The sequence below is a fragment of the Knoellia sp. AC549 genome (assembly GCF_979258975.1).
Map to the genome: position 1 here is coordinate 1,150,524 of NZ_OZ409890.1, position 18,126 is coordinate 1,168,649.

9 protein-coding genes are annotated in these 18,126 nt (G+C 69.1%); 4 read left to right on the plus strand and 5 right to left on the minus strand.

Translation table 11 applies throughout. The annotated features are described in order from the left end of the window. Positions 1–17 precede the first annotated feature (17 nt). The 3 genes from ACZZ98_RS05610 to ACZZ98_RS05620 all read right to left on the minus strand — a co-directional run bounded on the left by ACZZ98_RS05610 (position 18) and on the right by ACZZ98_RS05620 (position 11,774). Positions 18–10,100, minus strand: a complete 10,083-nt coding sequence (locus ACZZ98_RS05610) for a hypothetical protein (protein ID WP_463517729.1) — start codon at positions 10,098–10,100, stop codon at positions 18–20. Beyond that, on the minus strand, positions 10,036–10,812 hold the full coding sequence (locus ACZZ98_RS05615; protein ID WP_463515319.1) for a hypothetical protein: 777 nt from the start codon (positions 10,810–10,812) through the stop codon (positions 10,036–10,038). The genes ACZZ98_RS05610 and ACZZ98_RS05615 overlap by 65 nt, the downstream gene beginning before the upstream one ends. Positions 10,813–11,378: 566 nt before the next feature. Then, on the minus strand, positions 11,379–11,774 hold the full coding sequence (locus ACZZ98_RS05620) for a RidA family protein (protein WP_463515320.1): 396 nt from the start codon (positions 11,772–11,774) through the stop codon (positions 11,379–11,381). A 113-nt stretch (positions 11,775–11,887) separates the two neighbouring features. Between ACZZ98_RS05620 and ACZZ98_RS05625 the strand changes: the two genes are divergently transcribed. From ACZZ98_RS05625 to ACZZ98_RS05640, 4 genes are all read left to right on the plus strand, one after another. Then, positions 11,888–12,862 (plus strand): helix-turn-helix transcriptional regulator, encoded by a 975-nt coding sequence (locus ACZZ98_RS05625; protein ID WP_463515321.1) that lies wholly within the window; start codon positions 11,888–11,890, stop codon positions 12,860–12,862. A gap of 81 nt (positions 12,863–12,943) precedes the next feature. Then, positions 12,944–13,750 carry a LytR/AlgR family response regulator transcription factor gene (locus tag ACZZ98_RS05630; RefSeq protein WP_463515322.1) on the plus strand — a complete coding sequence of 269 codons (807 nt, stop codon included), beginning with the start codon at positions 12,944–12,946 and terminating at the stop codon, positions 13,748–13,750. Beyond that, a complete protein-coding gene (locus ACZZ98_RS05635) occupies positions 13,750–14,169 on the plus strand; it encodes a DUF485 domain-containing protein (RefSeq protein ID WP_463515323.1) in 420 nt (139 codons plus the stop codon). The genes ACZZ98_RS05630 and ACZZ98_RS05635 overlap by 1 nt, the downstream gene beginning before the upstream one ends. Then, positions 14,162–15,694, plus strand: a complete 1,533-nt coding sequence (locus tag ACZZ98_RS05640) for a sodium/solute symporter (protein WP_463515324.1) — start codon at positions 14,162–14,164, stop codon at positions 15,692–15,694. Before ACZZ98_RS05635 ends, ACZZ98_RS05640 begins: the two co-directional genes overlap by 8 nt. Before the next feature lie 190 nt (positions 15,695–15,884). On the opposite strand, the gene ACZZ98_RS05645 is transcribed toward ACZZ98_RS05640, so the two are convergent. Together ACZZ98_RS05645 and ACZZ98_RS05650 are read right to left on the minus strand one after the other, a co-directional pair. Then, entirely contained in the window at positions 15,885–17,120 is a 1,236-nt protein-coding gene (locus tag ACZZ98_RS05645; protein WP_463515325.1) for a Shedu immune nuclease family protein, read from the minus strand. A gap of 65 nt (positions 17,121–17,185) precedes the next feature. Beyond that, the gene (locus ACZZ98_RS05650; RefSeq protein WP_463515326.1) at positions 17,186–17,644 is read right to left on the minus strand and encodes a hypothetical protein; all 459 of its coding nucleotides are present in this window, start codon (positions 17,642–17,644) and stop codon (positions 17,186–17,188) included. Between the last annotated feature and the right edge of the window lie 482 nt (positions 17,645–18,126).

An 18,126-nucleotide genomic window follows, 5' to 3' on the forward strand; every position in this document is an offset into this window, starting at 1 on the left:
TGTGCTCGCGCTGCCCGTCAGTACCCCGCGCAGGCGTTCGCGTTGTCGAAGTGGCCCGGTGTCGTCGGGTAGGCACTGCCGGTCCCGTGGGCCTTGCCGTCGGCGTTGTAGACGAGCGCCAGCTCGTCGTAGGCCGAGGTGCCGGGCGTCGCCACGTCTGCCGTGCTTCCGGCACCGGCCGGTCGGCCCGCGCCGTTGCCGGTGGCCCAGGTCCGGAGGAAGTCCTCCACCGCCGGAGCCGGGACCCTGACGTCGGTGAACCCGCCGTAGGCCGCGTTGCAGTGGCTCCACAGGTTGTAGACGCCGGACCAGTCGATGAGCCGGTCACCGTTGTGCGGGCCGTTGTTGGACAGGTCACCCTGCATCACGTCACGGTCCCACCCGCCGTAGACCCAGTCGACACCCTGGTGGTGCTGGTTGTTGGCCAGGGTCGTGGAGCTCGCCTCGACGTCGTCAGCGCGGTCGGTCATCTCGAACCAGGAGCACGGGTCGGTCGTGCCGTCCTTCTGGGTCGTGACCGGCGCCGTGCTCGTGCTGCACGTGCGGCCGGTGAAGGTCGCGCCCGTGCCGTAGGCACCGCGGGGCCGCCAGTCGAGGACGTCCTCGTTCTTGCCACCGGCGAGGTGGTCGATGAACTCACCGTTCACGCCGGAGTCGGCCAGGCAGGCCGCGTCGGTGTAGGTGCAGACCTTGCCGGCCCCACCCCACATGACGTCGTTGCCGCGACCACCGAACATCGAGTCGCCGCCGGAGTCACCGTTGGCGAGGTCGTCGCCGGCACCCGCGTGGATCGAGTCGTGGCCAGCCCCGCCGCGGATCCGGTCGACGCCACCGAAGGCGATCCCGTTCAGGGGCATTGAGGTGCTGAGCGCACCCCCGACGAAGTCGGTGCCGTTGACGTCGTGGAGCAGGTCGGCCTCGCGGCTCACCGAGCCGCTGAGCCGCGTCACCATGGTGACGGCCGGAGGCATGGTGAGCGTGGTCGTGGTCGAGCGTGACCCGCTCTCATACCTGTTCTGTATGCCGCCTCGGTCACCGAGGATCGCGTCCTCGCCGTCCTCACCGAAGAGGGAGTCCGCACCGAGCTCGCCATAGAGGTCGTCGTCGTCCGCGCCACCCCGGATGGTGTCGCCACCGTCCTGTCCGTAGAGCACGTCCTGGCCGGCGTCACCGAAGACGGTGTCCGCGCCGAAGGCTCCGGTCACCTCACAGGTGGACGTCGCCGCAGTCCCGGTGGTCGGGCAGAAGCGCGTCGAGGTTGCGCTGCCGCCGGCGACCCGGACCTTGGCCTGACCGAGACGCGAGGCGCCGTAGCGCTGCGTGTAGACGCGGTCCGTCGTGCCGCCGTCGACCACGCGCTGGATGGCGCCGTTGTCGCCGACCACGAAGTCGTCGTTGCCGTCGCCGCGGATCGTGTCGTTGCCGTCACGGTAGGCCTGGCGACCCCAGCCACCGGTCAGGTCGTCCTGACCTGCGGTGACGGGCTCACCATCGACCACCGGAGTGGACCAGGCCGCGCCGGCTGGAGCTGGCACGATCTCGGAAGCGTCCAGTGCCACGTCGCCGTGGATGCTGTCCGCGCCGCCGTCGCCCTCGACGTAGTCGTCGTCGCCGCCGCCGCTGATCCGGTCGTCGCCGTCCTGACCGAAGATCACGTCGACGCCGTCCTGGCCGGACAGTGCGTCACCCGCGGAGTGCGTGGCGTTCGCAGCTGCAGGAGCCGGACCGACGAGGTCGTGGAACGTCACTCCTCGCGACGGGACGAGAGCGGACTGGGTGGCGTTGGCCCGGATGGTGCGCCAGTCGCGCTCTGTCGTGGGCCGGTTGAGCAGGCTGTTGTCGCCCATGATCAGGTCGGAACCAGCGCCGCCGTAGACGTCATCGGCGCCGTCCGGCTGACCGACCTGGCCCGTGCTGGTCGTTGCGCTGCCTGCCGACGAGCCACCGACGACGTCGTCGTCCTCGGTGCCACCGATGACGAGGTCGGAGCTCTGCCCGCCCTCGGCGTAGTCGGCACCGGCACCGGCGTCGGCGCGGTCGGCGCCGCCCTGGCCCAGGAGCACGTCGTTGTCGGCCGCGCCGGTGATCGTGTCCGGACCGGAGGTGCCGGCAACAGGGGTGTCGCCGAGGTCGTAGGGCAGGACCGTGCGTTGCGTGGCGACCCGGTTGAAGGTCAGCAGGGTGGCCGGCGAGACGGGTGGTGTGGTGACGGGTCGGGTGAGCGAGCCGTTGTCGCCGAGCACGACGTCCTCACCGGCGTCGCCGGCGAGGGTGTCGCCACCGTCCGGCTGGCCGATCGTCGTCGGCGCGGCACCGGACACGGGGGTGTAGGAGCCACCGACGACGTCGTCGTCACCTGCGTCTCCGTGCACGAGGTCGACACCGGGGCCGCCCTCGCCGTAGTCCACCGCGTCACCGAGGGAGACGTCGTCGTTCCCGCGCTGGGCGAAGACGACGTCGGCGTCCTTGCCGGCCACGATGAGGTCGTCGCCGGCCACGCCGGTCGGGGAGCCGGAGCCCTCGTCCGCGAGGTCGACGCTCCGCGGCGTGGTGATCCCGCGGCCCGCCATCACAGCGTGCGGCGTCCCACCGCGCGTCACCGCGGCGTTGTCACCGGTGATGACGTCCTGGCCATCGTCGCCGTTGAGCGTGTCGCCGGCGTCCGGCTGACCGGCCTCGCCGGCGGCCGGGGTGAAGGAGCCACCGACGACGTCGTCGTCCTGGGCACCTCCGGTGACGGAGTCCTTGTCAGGACCGCCTTCGCCGTAGTCGGCTCCGTCACCGAGCGTGACGGTGTCGTTCCCACGTTGGGCGAAGACGACGTCGACCTCGTTGCCGGCGTCGATGACGTCGTTGCCGGACACGTCGGCCGGGGACCCGGCGGACTCGTCAGCGAGGTCGACCCCGCGCGTGGTGGTGAGCCCGCGGCCCGCCATCACGGCGTGTGCTGTCGCACCACGTGTCACCACGGCGTTGTCGCCGGTGATGACGTCCTGGCCGTCGCCGCCGTTGAGGCGGTCACCTGCGTCGGGCCGACCCTGCTCGGTGCCGGAGGCCAGCTGCGAGGAGCCACCGATGATGTCGTCGTCCCCGGCCTCGCCGGAGATGCCGTCGGAGCCGGGGTTGCCCTCGGCGAGGTCGTTGCCGAGCCCGGCGTAGACCGTGTCGCCGGCGAGACCGCCGTAGGCGCGGTCGTCGTCGTCGCCGGCGACGAGGTAGTCGCCGCCACCGAGGGTGGCGTCGGTCGAACCGAGATCGGCCGGGTAGGGCTGGTCGGCAAGGACGTCGCTCGTCGCGTTGTCGCCGACGAGCACGTCGGCGCCACCGGCGCCCAGGAGGACGTCGCCGGCGTCGGCCGAGCCGGCGGCGGAGGTGCCGCCGATCAGGACGTCGGCCTCGGTGCCACCGTCGACCCAGTCGGAGCCGGCGTTGCCCTGGAGGCGGTCGGCGCCATCGCTGCCGTAGACCGAGTCCGCGCCGGTGTTGCCATAGACCTGGTCGGATCCGGACTCGCCGTAAGCCTGGTCGTCACCGCTGCCACCGAACACGAGGTCGGCGTCGTCGCCGGCGTAGAGGTGGTCGGAGCCGCTGTTGCCGCAGACGCGGTCGGCGGCACCGGAGGTGTAGGCCCAGTCGGCCCCGCCTCCGGCGTTGACGACGTCGACGCCGGTGCCACCGAGGATGAGGTCGGCCGCATCCTCGGACACGGTGGTCTCGCCCGGCTGGGCGCTCACCGGGCTCGCCTGCACGTCGCAGGCGTCGACGGAGGTGTCACCGAAGATCGTCGACGGGCCGTCGGAGCCATAGATGCGGTCGGTGCCGGTGCCGCCGACGAGCAGCTTGGTGCTCGGTCCCGCGTCGGGCAGGACGGCCACGTCGCGGGCTGCGCCGAGGACGTCGGTGATGGCGCCGGGGCCACTGACCGTGGCCGGAGCGGCCACGACGTAGTCGTCACCCGGGCCACCGTAGATCTTGTCCGAGCCCTTGCCGCCGGTGAGGACGTCCGCCGCGCCGCCGCCGAAGATCGTCGCCGTCTGCGTCGTGGTCGACGCCGTGGTGACGAAGTCGAGGCCGTTGGAGCCATAGACGGTGTCGGATCCGGTGCCGGTGCTGACCGTGTTGGAGTCCGTGTCAGCGTCACCGGAACCGGCGTCGGTCTCGGTGATCGCGGCATACGTCCCGGTGTAGACGGTGTCGGTGGCAGAACCGCTCTTGAGCACGTCACTGCCGGCGCCGCCGACGATGACCGAGCCCTTGGCGCGGTAGAGCGCCTCCTTCTCGGCGGTCCCGCCGGTCGTCCCGGCCTTGATCCCGGCGGAGTCGGCGAGCGGGCTGTCGTTCGCGGTGCCGATCGTGTCGGCGCCGCCGTTGCCGGAGAGTCGGACCTGGCCGAGGCCGGCCGCGATCTGGTCGGCGCCCGAGCCCGTCGGGTTCGCCTTGTAGAAGTCGGCGTCAGCGGCGTCGGTGAGGGTGGAGTCGACCCGCACGGCGTCCTTCAGCGTGACCGAACCCTTCTTGTCGGGCGACAGGGCGACGACGGGTGAGGAGAACTCGTACTTCAGCGATGCGTCACCCGTCACGACGTTGTTGCCGTTGCCGACGGTGATCGCGTCCGCGCCCTCACCACCGGCGACGTGCGCCACGCCCGAGTCGGCCGCAGACGCGAGATCGGTGCGGTCGAGGGTGGTGATCGTGTCGACGCCCTTGCCGCCGTCGACCCATGAGGTGCCGGCACCGGTGCGGATGACGTCGTCGGCGTCGCTGCCGAAGACGACGGCAGCCTTTTTGAACGGTTCGGCCGTCGCGCCCTCCACCGGCGGCTGACCACCCGTGAAGCTCACGGTCAGGGGCGCGGAGGTCCCGCGTCCGTCGACGACGACGGTCGAGATCGCGGTGTCACCCGAGTCCGGGAAGGTCTCGGTGAGCCCGAGCCCACGCACCTCGATGACGGCCGGCTGCTGCACGTCGTCCTCGTCCTTGTAGGTCGGCACCTGACGGATGACCCACGTCTCGGGCTTGTCGGTCGCACCCCACGGAGCGCCACGCTCGGCGTTGGTGCCGAACTTGCCGGCGAAGACGTAGAGGGTGGTGCCGGTCTGGCCGGCCAGCCTCGGCGGTGCCGGTTTGCAGTCGGGCTTGAGACTGAAGTCCAGGAGCTTGATGTTGATCAGTGTGAAGTCGAAACTCACCGAGAACGGGCTGAACCCGAGGGTGACGAAGACCTTGATGTAGAGAGAGAGCTCTCCTGAGACGTTGAACAGACAGATCGGGTTCACCGCCACTGCGGCCCCGAACTCGAAGAGCCTGAACTTGCCGTCGTTGTTGGGGTCGTTCCAGTAGAAGCCGACGGTGAGCCGGACGCCGCCGACCACCCCGACCTCGATGATCGCGAGGGACACCGAAGCGCCGGCCTCGAGGTAGCCCGTGAACTGGACGACCGGGATCGGCTTGCCAGTCTGGTCGACCGTCTTGAAGTAGAGGCTGTCGAGGATCTCGGCAGCGCCCTTGCCCTCAATGGCGCGGCGGATGCCATAGGTGTCGAACCCGGCGGCGATCCGCATCGAGACCGAGGCCCCTCCACCGATGACCATCATGACCGGCGGCGGTGCATAGATCGGGCCGAAGGACTTCTGGAACTGGAAGCCGAGGGTGAGCGGCCCGCTGTCGAACTCGACCAGCGGGATGTCGCCACCGGAGATGAGGTCGAAGACCTTGGTCGGGTCGTCGAGGACCGGGAAGGACAGGCCGGCGAGGGCCCGCTTCGTCGAGTTCGACATCCGGCCCGAGGTGTCCTTGGCCGCGACCTGCTGGGCGGGCGTCTGGCCCGCGACGGCCGGAGCCACCTCCTTGGCGGCGATCATCGACGTGGCGTTGCCGGCCGACACCCGGGTCGTCGTCACTGCCGCGCCCGACAGGGTGAAGCTGCCGAGGTTGACGCCACACTTTGTGTCGTCCTTCAGCGGATCGCAGCTGACGTTCTTGAGGAAGTCCTTCGTCGTCTTGATGGCGTCGAGGAAGGGCTTGATCTTCGGGCCTCCGGCGACGGTGCTGAACGTCTCGGCGAGGGTCGCGATCGTGATCGGCTGGCCACCGGCGGCGGTCGAGAGGTCGGAGATGACCGGCATGGGCGTGAAGATCGTGTCGAGCACCGGTTGCAGCGGCTTCGTCGCGTCGACGACCTGCTGGAGATAGGGCTTGAGCGCCTTGCCGAAGAACGCTCCGGCGTCCAGGGTGACCCTGTCGAACCTGACGAGAAGGGCGGCCGCGTTCTTCTTCGGGTCCTTGCTCGTCGTGGCGTTGAAGGCCCACTGGAGGACGAAGTCGGTCGAGATGCCGGGCAGGGCTGCCCCGGCCGTGCCCTCGAGGTGCCAGCCGATGTCGATCTTGGCATCGAGGTTGACGGTGATCGCGTCGGCGACGCGGGTGCGGGCGATGTCGGCGAGCTTGAGCTTGCCGTCCTTGCCCTTGATGTCGATGCCGAAGGAGCCGACGAACTCGGGCCGGGTGTGCTTCTTCGAGACGTTGACCTCGATGATGGACAGCTGCGCGGTGAGCGCGGTCGTGTCGATGGGTGCGTCGAGCTTGAGGGCGGCACCGACGGCGAGCTCGTTCTGCGTCGAGGTGTCGACATAGAAGCCCTCGGTGCGGCTCATGACCACCGTGAGGGACAGGCGCCAGCCGACGTCGCCGGTGATCTTGCCGGAGTCACCGGTCTGCAGCGACAGCCCGGGGATGCCGAGGTCGACGGGCAGCTCGGCGCCGAAGCAGTCGTTCTTGCCGTCGGCGGCGTCGACACAGCCCTTGTCGCCGGACACGACGCCCTGGCCCATCGTCAGGCCGAGGCTCACGCCGTCGACCTTCTGCACGGGGGTGTCGTCGGGGCAGGCGGTGGGCGGCAGGAGCGGGTTCGTCGTCGCGGCCGTGTATGCCGTCCCCGCAGTCGCGACGTGGTCTTCGTAGGTGGCGACGGCACCGACGGTGGCGATGAGCCGGTAGGCCGCAGGCAACGGTGTCGTCGTGCCGGTCTGGGGCGCTCGGATGACCTGGTAGCCGGTCGCGCCGACCGCCTTGGTCCAGGTGACGGTGTTGAACTTGCCGCTCGCGCCGGCGGTGAGGGTGGCGGCGTTCTTCACGGCCACGGTGGCGGCCGACGGGAGGGAGCGCTTGAGGTCTGCGCCCTGGCCGAAGGTCGAGACGACCTTGTAGACGTACTGCGTCGTGTCGGCGGCGACGGCGTTGTTGGGCGTGGCCTTGGGCTCCGTCGGGGGCAGGAGGGTGAGCTTGCAGGTGAAGTCGACCTTGATCCCGGACGAGCCACCGACGACGACCCCGAGCTTCTCGGAGAGCGTGTTGGTCAGGAGGGTCTTCGCCGGGCCGACCTGGCTGACGTCCCCGTTGGTCTTGATGAAGAGCGCGAGGTCCTTGCGGACCTTGCCCATGAAGTCGGCGCCGGCCTGCAGGTCCTTGCCCACGATGGGCATCTCACCGCCGTTGGACGCGGTGCGCAGCGCGGTCTCGGAGTAGAACATGTACTGCTGGACACCCTCGAGGAGGGAGCCGAACTTGAAGGCGCCGTTCTCGAGGATGTTGTTGATCTCGTCCGGGAAGACGACCTCGGTCGACGCGCCGGTGAAGAGGTCCGTGAGGCTGTCCTCCTGGGCGCCGAGCGTCGTCGTCACCTCGAGGGGCTCGAGGAGCTCCGTGCCGTTGGCCCACATCGGGAACGAGGCACAGATGACCTGCTCGGCCTCGTCACACGCGTCGCCCCCGCCGACCTCGAGGTCGAAGCCGTCGGTGAAGAAGTCGGCGATCGACGGGTCGTCCTCGGTCGTCGCTCCGGTCGCCTTGACGGCGAAGCCGGCGTGCACCGAGCCGCGGTTGCCCTCGCTGTCACGGCCGAGCTCGAGGCTGATCGGGCCGAGGTTGGCGCCGAAGAAGGCGTTGTCCGCGCCGACCCTGGCCGTGAAGGCCACCTCGGACCAGTCCTTGTCGACCTTCGTGTTGGCGATCGGGCTCAGCATCGCGGCCGCGGTGAGCGGCAGGTAGAGGCGGAGCTTGACGGTGCCGCTCGCCTGCAGGCTGAGCTCGCCGCCACTGGACAGACCGATGACGTCGAGGTCCTCACCCAGGGTGAGGCTGACCGGTTGGGTCACCTCGTAGGCGCGCGCCCACGAGAGGTCGAGCCGCAGCTGCTCGTCTCCGTCGTCGTTCTTCGCGAGGCCGAAGTCGACCGTCGAGCCGTTGCCGAGAGAGGCCTCGGCCATCGCCAGGGTGTCCTGGAGGGTGTCCGGCGTCATGGCGCTCAGGACGTGCACGGCTCCGAGGAGCTCGTTCTCGACGAGGTAGGGGGTGTCGTCCACCGGAGTGCTCGGGATCTGGGGCGCCAGGTCGAGGGTCGTGCCGTCCGCGTCGACGATCGTCGCGAGGGTCGAGCCGACGACGATCTGGCGACCGATGAACTCCGGCGTGAAGGCGGCCTTCGGGTCGGTGAGCACAGTGACGGCAGGGCCGCCGTCGACACCGGCACGGTCGGCATACTTGGCCGATCCGCTGGCGCCGGCTCCGATGAGCTGGCTCACCGAGGACCCCACGAAGGGGATCGGGGTGTCGAGTCCGCCGCCGGTCATCGTCGTGAGGTCGGCGCCCGCACCCTCGAGAGCACCGCGCACCGCACCGAAGAGTGACGTCGGCTCGAGCTCCTTGTCGAGGGCGTCCTTGATGTTGAGGGCCTTGAGCAGGTCCGCGCGGTCCTCGTCGTCGGCCGCGACGGTGACCTCGCCCGCGTCGATGCCGTCGGCGAGCGCGTCGACCGTGGCCGTGAGGGTGATGCTCGTCGAGTCAGGGTTCTCCTCGTCCTCGGCGTCGCTGAAGGCGGTCGGGGCGTCGGGCACGGTGATGTCGAGGTTCGCCTCGACGGTGCCGCCGAGGGTCCGCTTGAAGACGTCCGCGGTGGAGGCGGCGGTGCGCACCGTCTGCTGGCGCACCTGCTCGACGAACTCGGGGACGGGGACGTCACCGGACTTCGTCAGCGCGAGGACCTGGAGGTGGCCGGAGGGGACCGTCAGCGCGACGTCGCCGGTGATGTCGAGGGCCAGGAATCCGCTCTTGGTGCTGATCTGCACCGGCGAGGTGATGGCCGCGTCGGCGACCAGGAGGTCGCGGGTGCTCTGGCGGAGCATGACGCGGTCGGCCGCGAGCGGCAGGGAGGTGATGATGCGGGCGAGCCCGGACTCGTCGACCTGCTTGAAGGGGCACGGGGCGGTGCCGGTGCCGGGGTCGCAGTCGAGGACGAGCTCGTTGGCCTCGTTCGTGTACTTCTCGGGGTCCCTGAGGTCGAGGACCATCGGCAGGGTGACGGTGACGTCGGGGGTGATCTTCGCGGTCGAGACCTCGGCGTTGGCCCCGGCGACTCCGATCCTCGTCTTGAGCACGTCGGCGAACTGCGGGGCGCCGGTCTTGGGGTCGGCCGCCTCGATGGCGAAGAGCGTGCCGTTCACCGGGGTGCCGCCGGTCCAGCTGTCGTCGGTGAGGGTGAGGGTGGTCCCGCTGTCGATCGTGGCGACCGTCGCGGTCGACGTGCCGGCGGTGACCTTGCGGCCCGCGAGGAGCGCGGCGCCGTCGTTCTTCGGTCCGTTGAGGTCGACACCCGAGGCGGTGAGACCTGTGGCGGTGTATGCCGTGCCCGTGCCGGAGGTCGCCGCGCCGAGCGGGTTGAGCTCGAGGTCGGTCTTCCCACCGCGGGTCGTGACGATGGTGAAGTTGACCTTGCTCGTCCCCGGGTCGAAGGTCGCGGCCTCCTTGCCGTCGCCGTCGTCCTTGTCGAGGACCTCGATGGACCAACCGGAGTCGGCGTACTCCGCCGCGTCGAGGGCGGCGAGCATGTCCTGGAGGGAGGCGAACTTCGGCTGACCGGGCGTCTGGTCGTCGGGGTCGGCGTCCGGCACCTGGTCGGCGAGGAAGGTCTTGATGCCGCCGACGGCGTCGATGGCGTTCGACAGCGACCCACGCATGAGCGGGAGGTCTCCGTCGCCGGCGTTATGCATGCCGAGGACGGCGGAGGCCGCCTGGGAGAGCGAGGCGGCGAGGTCGCGGGGGGTCATGTTGAGGAACGGCTTCGCGGCATCCGGGACGACGGCCGTCACGAGCGGCGCCTCGAACGTGGCCGGCGAGGCCGAGGACAGGGTCACGGTCGTCCCGACGCTCGGGAGCCCGGCGACCCGGTCGTTGGCCCGGGGCTTCGCCTCGAGCTTGCCCGCCAGGGTGCCCACCTGCGTGGCGGTGACGATGCCGGTGCCCGCGCCCTTGGCGGCAAGCTTCTCCGTCGTCGGCTGCGGCAGTGGTGGGGTTGTCGAAGGCGAGCGAACCCGCGGCGTCGTTGTCGGGGTTGGCCCAGCTCGTCGTGACCGTGCTCTCGAGGTGGTAGTCCGCCGTGCTGTCACCGGCCTCACCGGAGACCGCGACTCCGAGGATGCCCAGGCCCGCGTTCATCGTCGTGTCCGAGGGCAGGTCGCCGATGGTCGCGATGGTCAGCGACGGCTTGGTAAGGACGGCCTGGCCGCCGGTGACGACGAAGGTGAACGAGCCGGTGAGGGTGCCGACGACCGAGATGCCGTCACCGCTCGACAGGCTGATCGTGCCGTCGGCGTCACGGATGTCGAGACCGGCAGAGCGCTTGACCTCGCGCGTGAAGCCGACGGTCAGGGAGCCATCGGTCGGCATGCTGGACGTGAAGTTCCACTCCCCGCCGTCCGCGTCCTCGACGTAGTCCTCCAGGTCCCCGAGCGTCTCCTGGGTGCCGAAGTCCTCGAGCACTCCGCCGGCCCCCAGCGCCGAGGAGAACGCGTCCTTGAGCCCGACCGACTCGGCCGGGGTGACCGCCAGCGTCGGGGAGCTGCCGGGACAGGGCGGTGCTCGAGGCCACCTGCGGCAGGAAGTCCGAGGCGAGCCGGTCGAACAGCGCGCTGACCGCCGTGGTCGCGGCATCGGGTCCGGCGGCTTGCGCGGACGGTGCCACCGCAATCCCGAGGGTCCCGAACATGGCGACGGTGACAGTGGACGCGAGAGCAGATCTGCGCAGAGCAAGCACGTGAATTCCCCGACGTGAGGGCTCGGGGTCTTGGCGGACCCCGAGTGGCGGCGCCTACCGGAGTCGGTAGCCGATATGGTGCCGGTCCTCCACCTCAAGGATCGTCATCACTGGGTGATCCACACAGCACTCTGCGGGCACCCGAGGAGCACGCTCCCACCAGGCGGCCAACGGCCGATATGACTCGTTGTGACTATGTTTACTAGTTACTGCCCTCCGAACACGCTCGCGCGCGGAGGAAAGGGCATCGCTGCAGGTCCAGAGCCTGGCTCCCCCCGCCTCACGACCGGACTCACGCCACGGCGGTGCCCTCCAGCTCCACCAGTTGGCCCGGAATGGCCAGTCGGGTCACGCCGAGCATCGTCGTCGTCGGTGCCACCCCGGCCTCACCCAGACGGGCTGCCAGCACGCCGTAGTGCGGGAAGAGCAGGTCGATGTCGGTGGCATAGACGTTGAGCCGCACGAGGTTGGCCAGCGACATGTCGGCCTCGCGCAGCACCGCCTCGAGGTTGTCGACGCTCAGGACGAGCTGGGCCGCCATGTCGCCGTCGTGGGCCGGGGTGCCGTCCGCGGTCATCGAGGTCTGCCCCGACACATACAGCGTCCGGGTCTGTCCCGAGACGACCTCGCCCTGGTTGAAGCCCATCGCCACCGACCAGGTGACCGGGTTGACCGCACTGCGTTCCATCGCCACTTCAGCTCCTTCTCGTCGGGCCACCTCCGGGTGAGGCGGCTCCTGCGGATCAGCCTCACAGTCCATACGTGACACCTTGTGTCGTGTATCTCTGGGAGGATTCCCGGATGCGCGCCGACCGCCTGGTCTCGCTCGTGCTGCTGCTCCGTCAGCACGAGCGCCTGTCGGCGACCGCGCTCGCCCGCGAGCTGGAGGTCTCGACCCGCACGGTGCTGCGCGACATCGAGGCCCTGTCGGCGGCGGGCGTCCCGGTCTATGCCGAGCGCGGGCGCCGCGGTGGCTTCGCGCTGCTCCCCGGCTTCCACACCGAGCTGACCGGGCTCAACCACGACGAGGCGCTGGCCCTCGTGGTGGCTGGATCGCGGCGCGGCGCACAGGCATTCGGCCTCGGCTCGGCCCTCTCGTCGGCCATGCTCAAGGTCGTCGACGCCCTCCCCCAGAGCCATCGAGACACCGCAGCCGGGGCGTCCCAGCGCCTGCTCATCGACCCGCCGACCGACCTCCTCTCGCGCCGGCTGGACAGCGACAGTGCGGCGCAGGTGCCGGCTGCTGTCGTCGCCGAGATCCGGCGGGCGGTCTTCACCGGCCACAAGCTGCGCCTGCACTACGCCGCGGCGGGCCAGCTCCCGACGTGGCGCACCGTGGACCCGGTCGGCCTCGTCATCGTCCGCGACCAGGGCTACCTGCTGGCCATCCGCGACGGAGCCGACCGCACCTACCGGCTCTCCCGGGTCCTTGCGGCCGAGGCGCTCACCGAGCCGGCCGAGCGACCGGACGAGGTCGACCTCGACCAGCTGTGGCAGGAGCGCAGCGCGCAGTTCCGGACCGGCGGCGACCAGGTGGCGGTGGTGGTCCGGCTCGACCCGACGCGCCGGGAGGAGCTCGTCGGCACGTCACTGGCCGTGCTGTCCGAGGAGGGTGACACCGGGGGCTGGCTCCGGATGGAGGTGACCTTCCAGGACTCGCGGCACGCCGTCTGGGCGCTGTGGCTGCTCGGCGCCAGCGCGGAAGCCCTGTCGCCACAGTGGTTGCGCGACTCGCTGCACGAGCGAGCCAGCACCCTCGCCGCTGCCTACGAGTGACCTGCGACCCTCCTTTGACCCCTCGGGGAAGTCTTTTTGCGCAAGCGATCCCGGGCCGTCTGCCGTGGCTATCCTCGGTCCATGGCCAGTGAAGGCTCCCTGCGCGCCCTCGTGGTGGACGACGAGCTCCCCGCCCTCTCCGAGGTGCGCTTCCTGCTGGACGCCGACGCCCGCATCGGCTCGGTCCTCACCGCGACGAGCGGCACCGAGGCGCTGCAGATGCTCGAGTCGCACGACATCGACGTGATCTTCAGCGACATCTCGATGCCGGGCCTGGACGGGATGGCTCTGGGGCGGGTGCTGGCTCGCTTCGCCTCTCCCCCGCAGCTCGTCTTCGTCACCGCCCACGAGCAGCACGCGGTCGACGCCTTCGCCCTGGCCGCAACGGATTACGTCATGAAGCCCGTGCGCGGCGAGCGTCTCGCCGAAGCCGTCCGTCGCGTCGTGGCGAAACAGGACGAGGCGGGTATGCCGCCCGCTCCCGGAGCCGAGACCGGCTCGCCTTCCGCTGCGGCTGGGTCTGCCGGCGGTGCGGGTGCTGCGCTCGAGGACGAGACGATCCCCGTCGAGCTCGGGGGCGTCACCCGCTTCATCACGCGCTCGCAGATCCGCTACGCCCAGGCATCCGGCGACTACGCCCGGCTCCACACCCCAGAGGGCAGCCACCTCGTGCGGATCCCCCTCGCCGTCCTCGAGGAGAAGTGGGCAGACCACGGCTTCATCCGGATCCACCGGTCCACCCTCGTGGCACTCCCGCACGTCACCGAGGTCCGGATGGACCATGGACGGTGCTCGGTCGTCATCGGCGACGTCGAGCTGCAGGTGAGCAGACGGCATACGCGACAGCTTCGAGACGTGCTGCTGAGGCGACCCGGCACGGGAGCCTGATGGCGCCCGAGCGGTCCGGTGTGCCGCAACGGGTGCGGGTCACGAGCTCGCGGCGGTCGGCGGTGTCCGCGGTGACCGCGCACGCCCGGGTGCTGGCGAGCGACCTCGACGAGCAGACCGAGCTGGGTGACGTCTACATCGACGGGCTCCGGCGGGCGCAGCTGCGGCTGGCGCTCACGGTGCTGGCGCTCATGACGGCGGCGATCGGCGGGTTCCCGCTGCTGCTGACGCTCGTGCCGTCGACGCGGACGATGACGCTGGCGGGGATCCCGTTGCCGTGGCTCGTGCTCGGGGTGCTCGTCTATCCGGCGGCGTGGCTGCTGGCGCGGGGCTATGTGCGTCAGGCCGAGCGGATCGAGTCGGAGTTCGCCGACATCGTCGGGCCCGGGCGTGAAGGTCGGGAGGGGCGCCATGGCTGACGCGTTCTCGATCATCGCCGTCGGGCTCGTGTGCTTCACGACGATCGTCGTCGGGGCGTGGGGGCTGCGGCTGTCGCGGCGGACCTCGGACTTCTATGTGGCCGGTCGGACGGTGTCGCCGCGGCTCAACGCGAGTGCGATCTCGGGTGAATACCTTTCTGCTGCTTCCTTTTTGGGCGTCGCCGGGCTGATCTATGACCAGGGCGTCGACCTGTTGTGGCTGCCGGTGGGCTACACGTTGGGCTACCTGGTGTTGCTCGTCATGGTGGCGGCGCCGATGCGTCGGTCAGGGGCGTACACGTTGCCCGACTTCGCCGAGGCGCGGCTGGGGTCGGTGCTCGTGCGGCGGCTCGCGGCGGTGCTGGTCGTGGCGATCGGCTGGATGTATCTCGTGCCGCAGTTCCAGGGCGCGTCGCTCGCGTTGCAGCTCGTGACGGGGGCGCCGCAGTGGGTCGGGTCGCTCGTGGTCGCAGTTGTCGTGGCGATCGCCGTCGGGGCCGGTGGGATGCGGTCGATCACGTTCGTCCAGGCGATGCAGTACTGGATCAAGCTCACGTGCCTAGCAGTGCCGGCGTTCGTGCTCATCGCGCTCTGGATGCGTTCTGGCGGTGGGGCGCCCGCGGTGTCGGAGGCGTGGTCGCAGCCGTTCGTGGCGGACTCGCCGGACGACCACCCGTTCTATCGGACGGCGTCGATGATGCTCGCACTGTGCTTGGGGACGATGGGGCTGCCGCACGTGCTGGTGCGCTACTACACGAACCCCGACGGCGTGGCCGCGCGGCGGACGACGGTATCCGTCGTGGCCCTGCTGGGCGTCTTCTACCTTTTGCCCCCGGTGTATGCCGTGCTCGGCCGCCTGCATCTGCCGTCACTGCCGCCGGGGGTGCGGTCCGACACGATCGTCATCCAGCTGCCGGCCCGGGTGGTGGACGGGCTGGGCGCGGACCTGCTGACCGCGATGCTGGCTGGTGGGGCGTTCGCGGCGCTGCTGTCGACGGCGTCGGGGTTGGCGATGTCGGTGACGGGGGTGCTGCACCAGGAGTTCCTGCGGCCTCGGCTGTCGCGGCTCACCGGTGGGGATGCTTTCGGGTTCGGTGGGTTCCGGCTGGCGGCGGTGGCCGCTGTGGCCGTGCCGTTCATCGTGGCGCGCTTCGTCGAGCAGATCGGGATCGCGACGACGGTGGGCTTCGCCTTCTCGTTGGCGGCGGCGACGTTCGCGCCGCTGCTGATCCTCGGCGTGTGGTGGCGGCGGTTGAGTCGAGCGGGTGCTGTGGCGGGGCTGGTCGTCGGTGCCCTGGCGGCAACGTCGGCTGCGGTCACGACCTATGCGGCTGGGCCTCTGGACGGCTGGGCCGGGGCATTGCTGGCCAACCCGGCCGCGTGGTGCACCCCGTTGGCGTTCGCCACCGCGATCATCGTGTCCCTCGCCACCCCGGCCACGATCCCCCGCGACACGGCAAGGCTCATGGTCCGCCTCCACACCCCCGAAAAGGTCCACTTGGCCCGAAGCCGCCTCACGGACTGAACGATGGCCTGGGTGCCTGCGGACCACACGCAGCCCGAATGACTTCACACGGTCTCGCGCAGAGTCACACGGGCCCATGAACATGAACTCGAAGGCCGGGGGCGGAGCCGCGCCCGTTGAAAGCCCGCGTCGTACTCGCCGGTCAGATCTCTACTTGGCCGGTCGTTCCGCATTTCCATTGTCCGGTGGTCTAATCGACGTTGACCATCACTTCCGCGCGCGCGAGGACCTCATCGAATGTAAGGATCTCGGGACTGAACAGACCGCGCCTGAACAGTTCAAATGATCGGATCTTGGCTTGGTCGTGACCCCCGGATTCGCCGAGCAACTGATCGAGGGTGCCAGCCACCACAAAGCTTCGCGGCCTGAAGAGGTAGGTGACGTCGCCTGGAACATCTACGCCATCGGCGTCAACGCTCTGGAGGCGAGCGCCGATTTGCTCCGCGACGAGTTGGACAGTTGCTTGTACTTGCGCGATTGCCCCGGCCAAGTCGTTGTGAACGGGCCAAGCGCCTGCTCGATAGTCCGACGTCGCCAGCAAGGGTGTCTCGTGGTGTTTGATCTCTACGAAGACCATGGACCGAACGATGCCCGCCGAACGCATGAGGGCGTCGGGCCGCTTACCGACAGAAAAGATGGAACGACCAACGGCGGTCTGTTCGAGTCGATCCGGGGTCCAAGAAGTGAACAATCCCGCAGAGAGCGAACCGCCAAGCAGCCAGTGATTCGACTCGAAGAGGGCTTGCCAAACTTTCTCTGGCCCGCCGTCCGCAGCAGCCCGTTCCGCAAAATACGCAGGGTCAGTGAGTAGGCGCCTGAACTGGTCGACCACCTTCCTGCGGTGGGCGATTGCAATGACGTCACCCGCCTGGGAGTCGGCCTCGATGAGTCGCCGGAACATTGTCGCGTCGCGACGGTACGCCGCTTCCAGCTCAGGTCCTCCGACGACAGCGATCAGATCGTCGGGGGTCGGCAAGTGGCTTTCAAGGAGGGAAGCGAAGGAACTATTGCCCAGTAGGGCGACGAATCTCTTCGCCTCCTTCCCCGTCAGGTGAAGCACAGTCCTCTCGGTGGGGCCTTCAGGTTCTTGGTCAACACGATTCACCCAAAGGTCGTGCACGGCGCCGGATGCGCGGACCGCTATGACTTTAAGGTGGTACGCAGCGGCGGCGACTGCCTCGCCAACGGTCCAGACCGCGCCTTGCTCAAAGCCACCAGCGTGGCGTGCGCCTGGCTCGAGCGTGCGCGAATCGGGGTTAATGAAGGTTGTGTGTACGACGACAGCTGGCGCCCCAAAGTCGGACGAGGCCTCGGCCTCGATACGCGCTCGGGCCACCAAAATCGCGGGCTTCTGGCCATCGGTTGCCTGAGCATCGTGCGCTACCGACACACCGTGGTCGAGTTCGTCGTGAGACTCCGATGCCACACGGGCTGACGGTCCAACGTCCGGCGATCCCGGCCCCCGTGACTCGCCTCCATCCGACGGAACCGTCATGGTGCGCCGGCGATACAGGGTGCGCAGCCACAGCGCACCGATACTCCCGAGGTCACCTGCGCTATGCCCAGCACTCCTTGGACGACGTTCGTGCGCAGGTCGTCGAGCACAGTGGTTGCGGGCAATCTGGTGCCAATCAGAGCTTCGGACTGGACTCTGGGCGCTTGCGACTGGCGGGACCTATACACGACAACCGCCGTGGAACCGTGGTCGAGAGCGCGCCGGCAAATGGCTCTGACGTAGTAGCGGTTGAACTCCGTCCCACCGAAACGGCTTGCTGCGTTGACCGGCTTCTCCTCCATCCGCTCGTGCCCGTCTAGAGCCACGATCAACGTCTCGGCGTTGCCGTGAAGCATGGCCTCGCGTAGCAAAGCTGGGTAGTCGGCCGCCCCACGAGGCGTGAAGAGCTTGCTGGGTGTGGGATTTCCGCCGTCGCGATCGAGTTCGTCCAGCATGAACTTCCGTGTCTGTCCGTCCAACTCAATGAATCTAAACGCACCCATGACCCACGTTCCCCTCCACGGTCCGAAACGCGGACGCGCTCTCTCCAGAATTTAGCCGTGATGAACCTGGCCCAGTCGAGCAGTTTACCTATCACTGCAGTTTCCCACACATGTTGTCATGCGTTTCTGAGCCATGTGGCGCTTAGAAGCTCGCTGATGGACTCACAACAGCCAATCCGCGACGGCTACTCTCCGGCGGGGACGCTGTTCGGTCAAGTGGAAGACTTCATGAATGCCTCGACTCGAGCGCACAAGCGATCGAGATGATGGCCCGTCCTTCGCTCGGCAAAGCAAGAGCTACAGTTGCGACGCCCGCGAAGGGACTGCGCAGTCACGTCGCCCACCTTCTCGGAGCGCCCAGCGCCCCAGCCACAGTTACCCTCCGCTTAGGCATACACCGATGTTTAGCGGAATCGGCCAAGGAGAGGAACGAA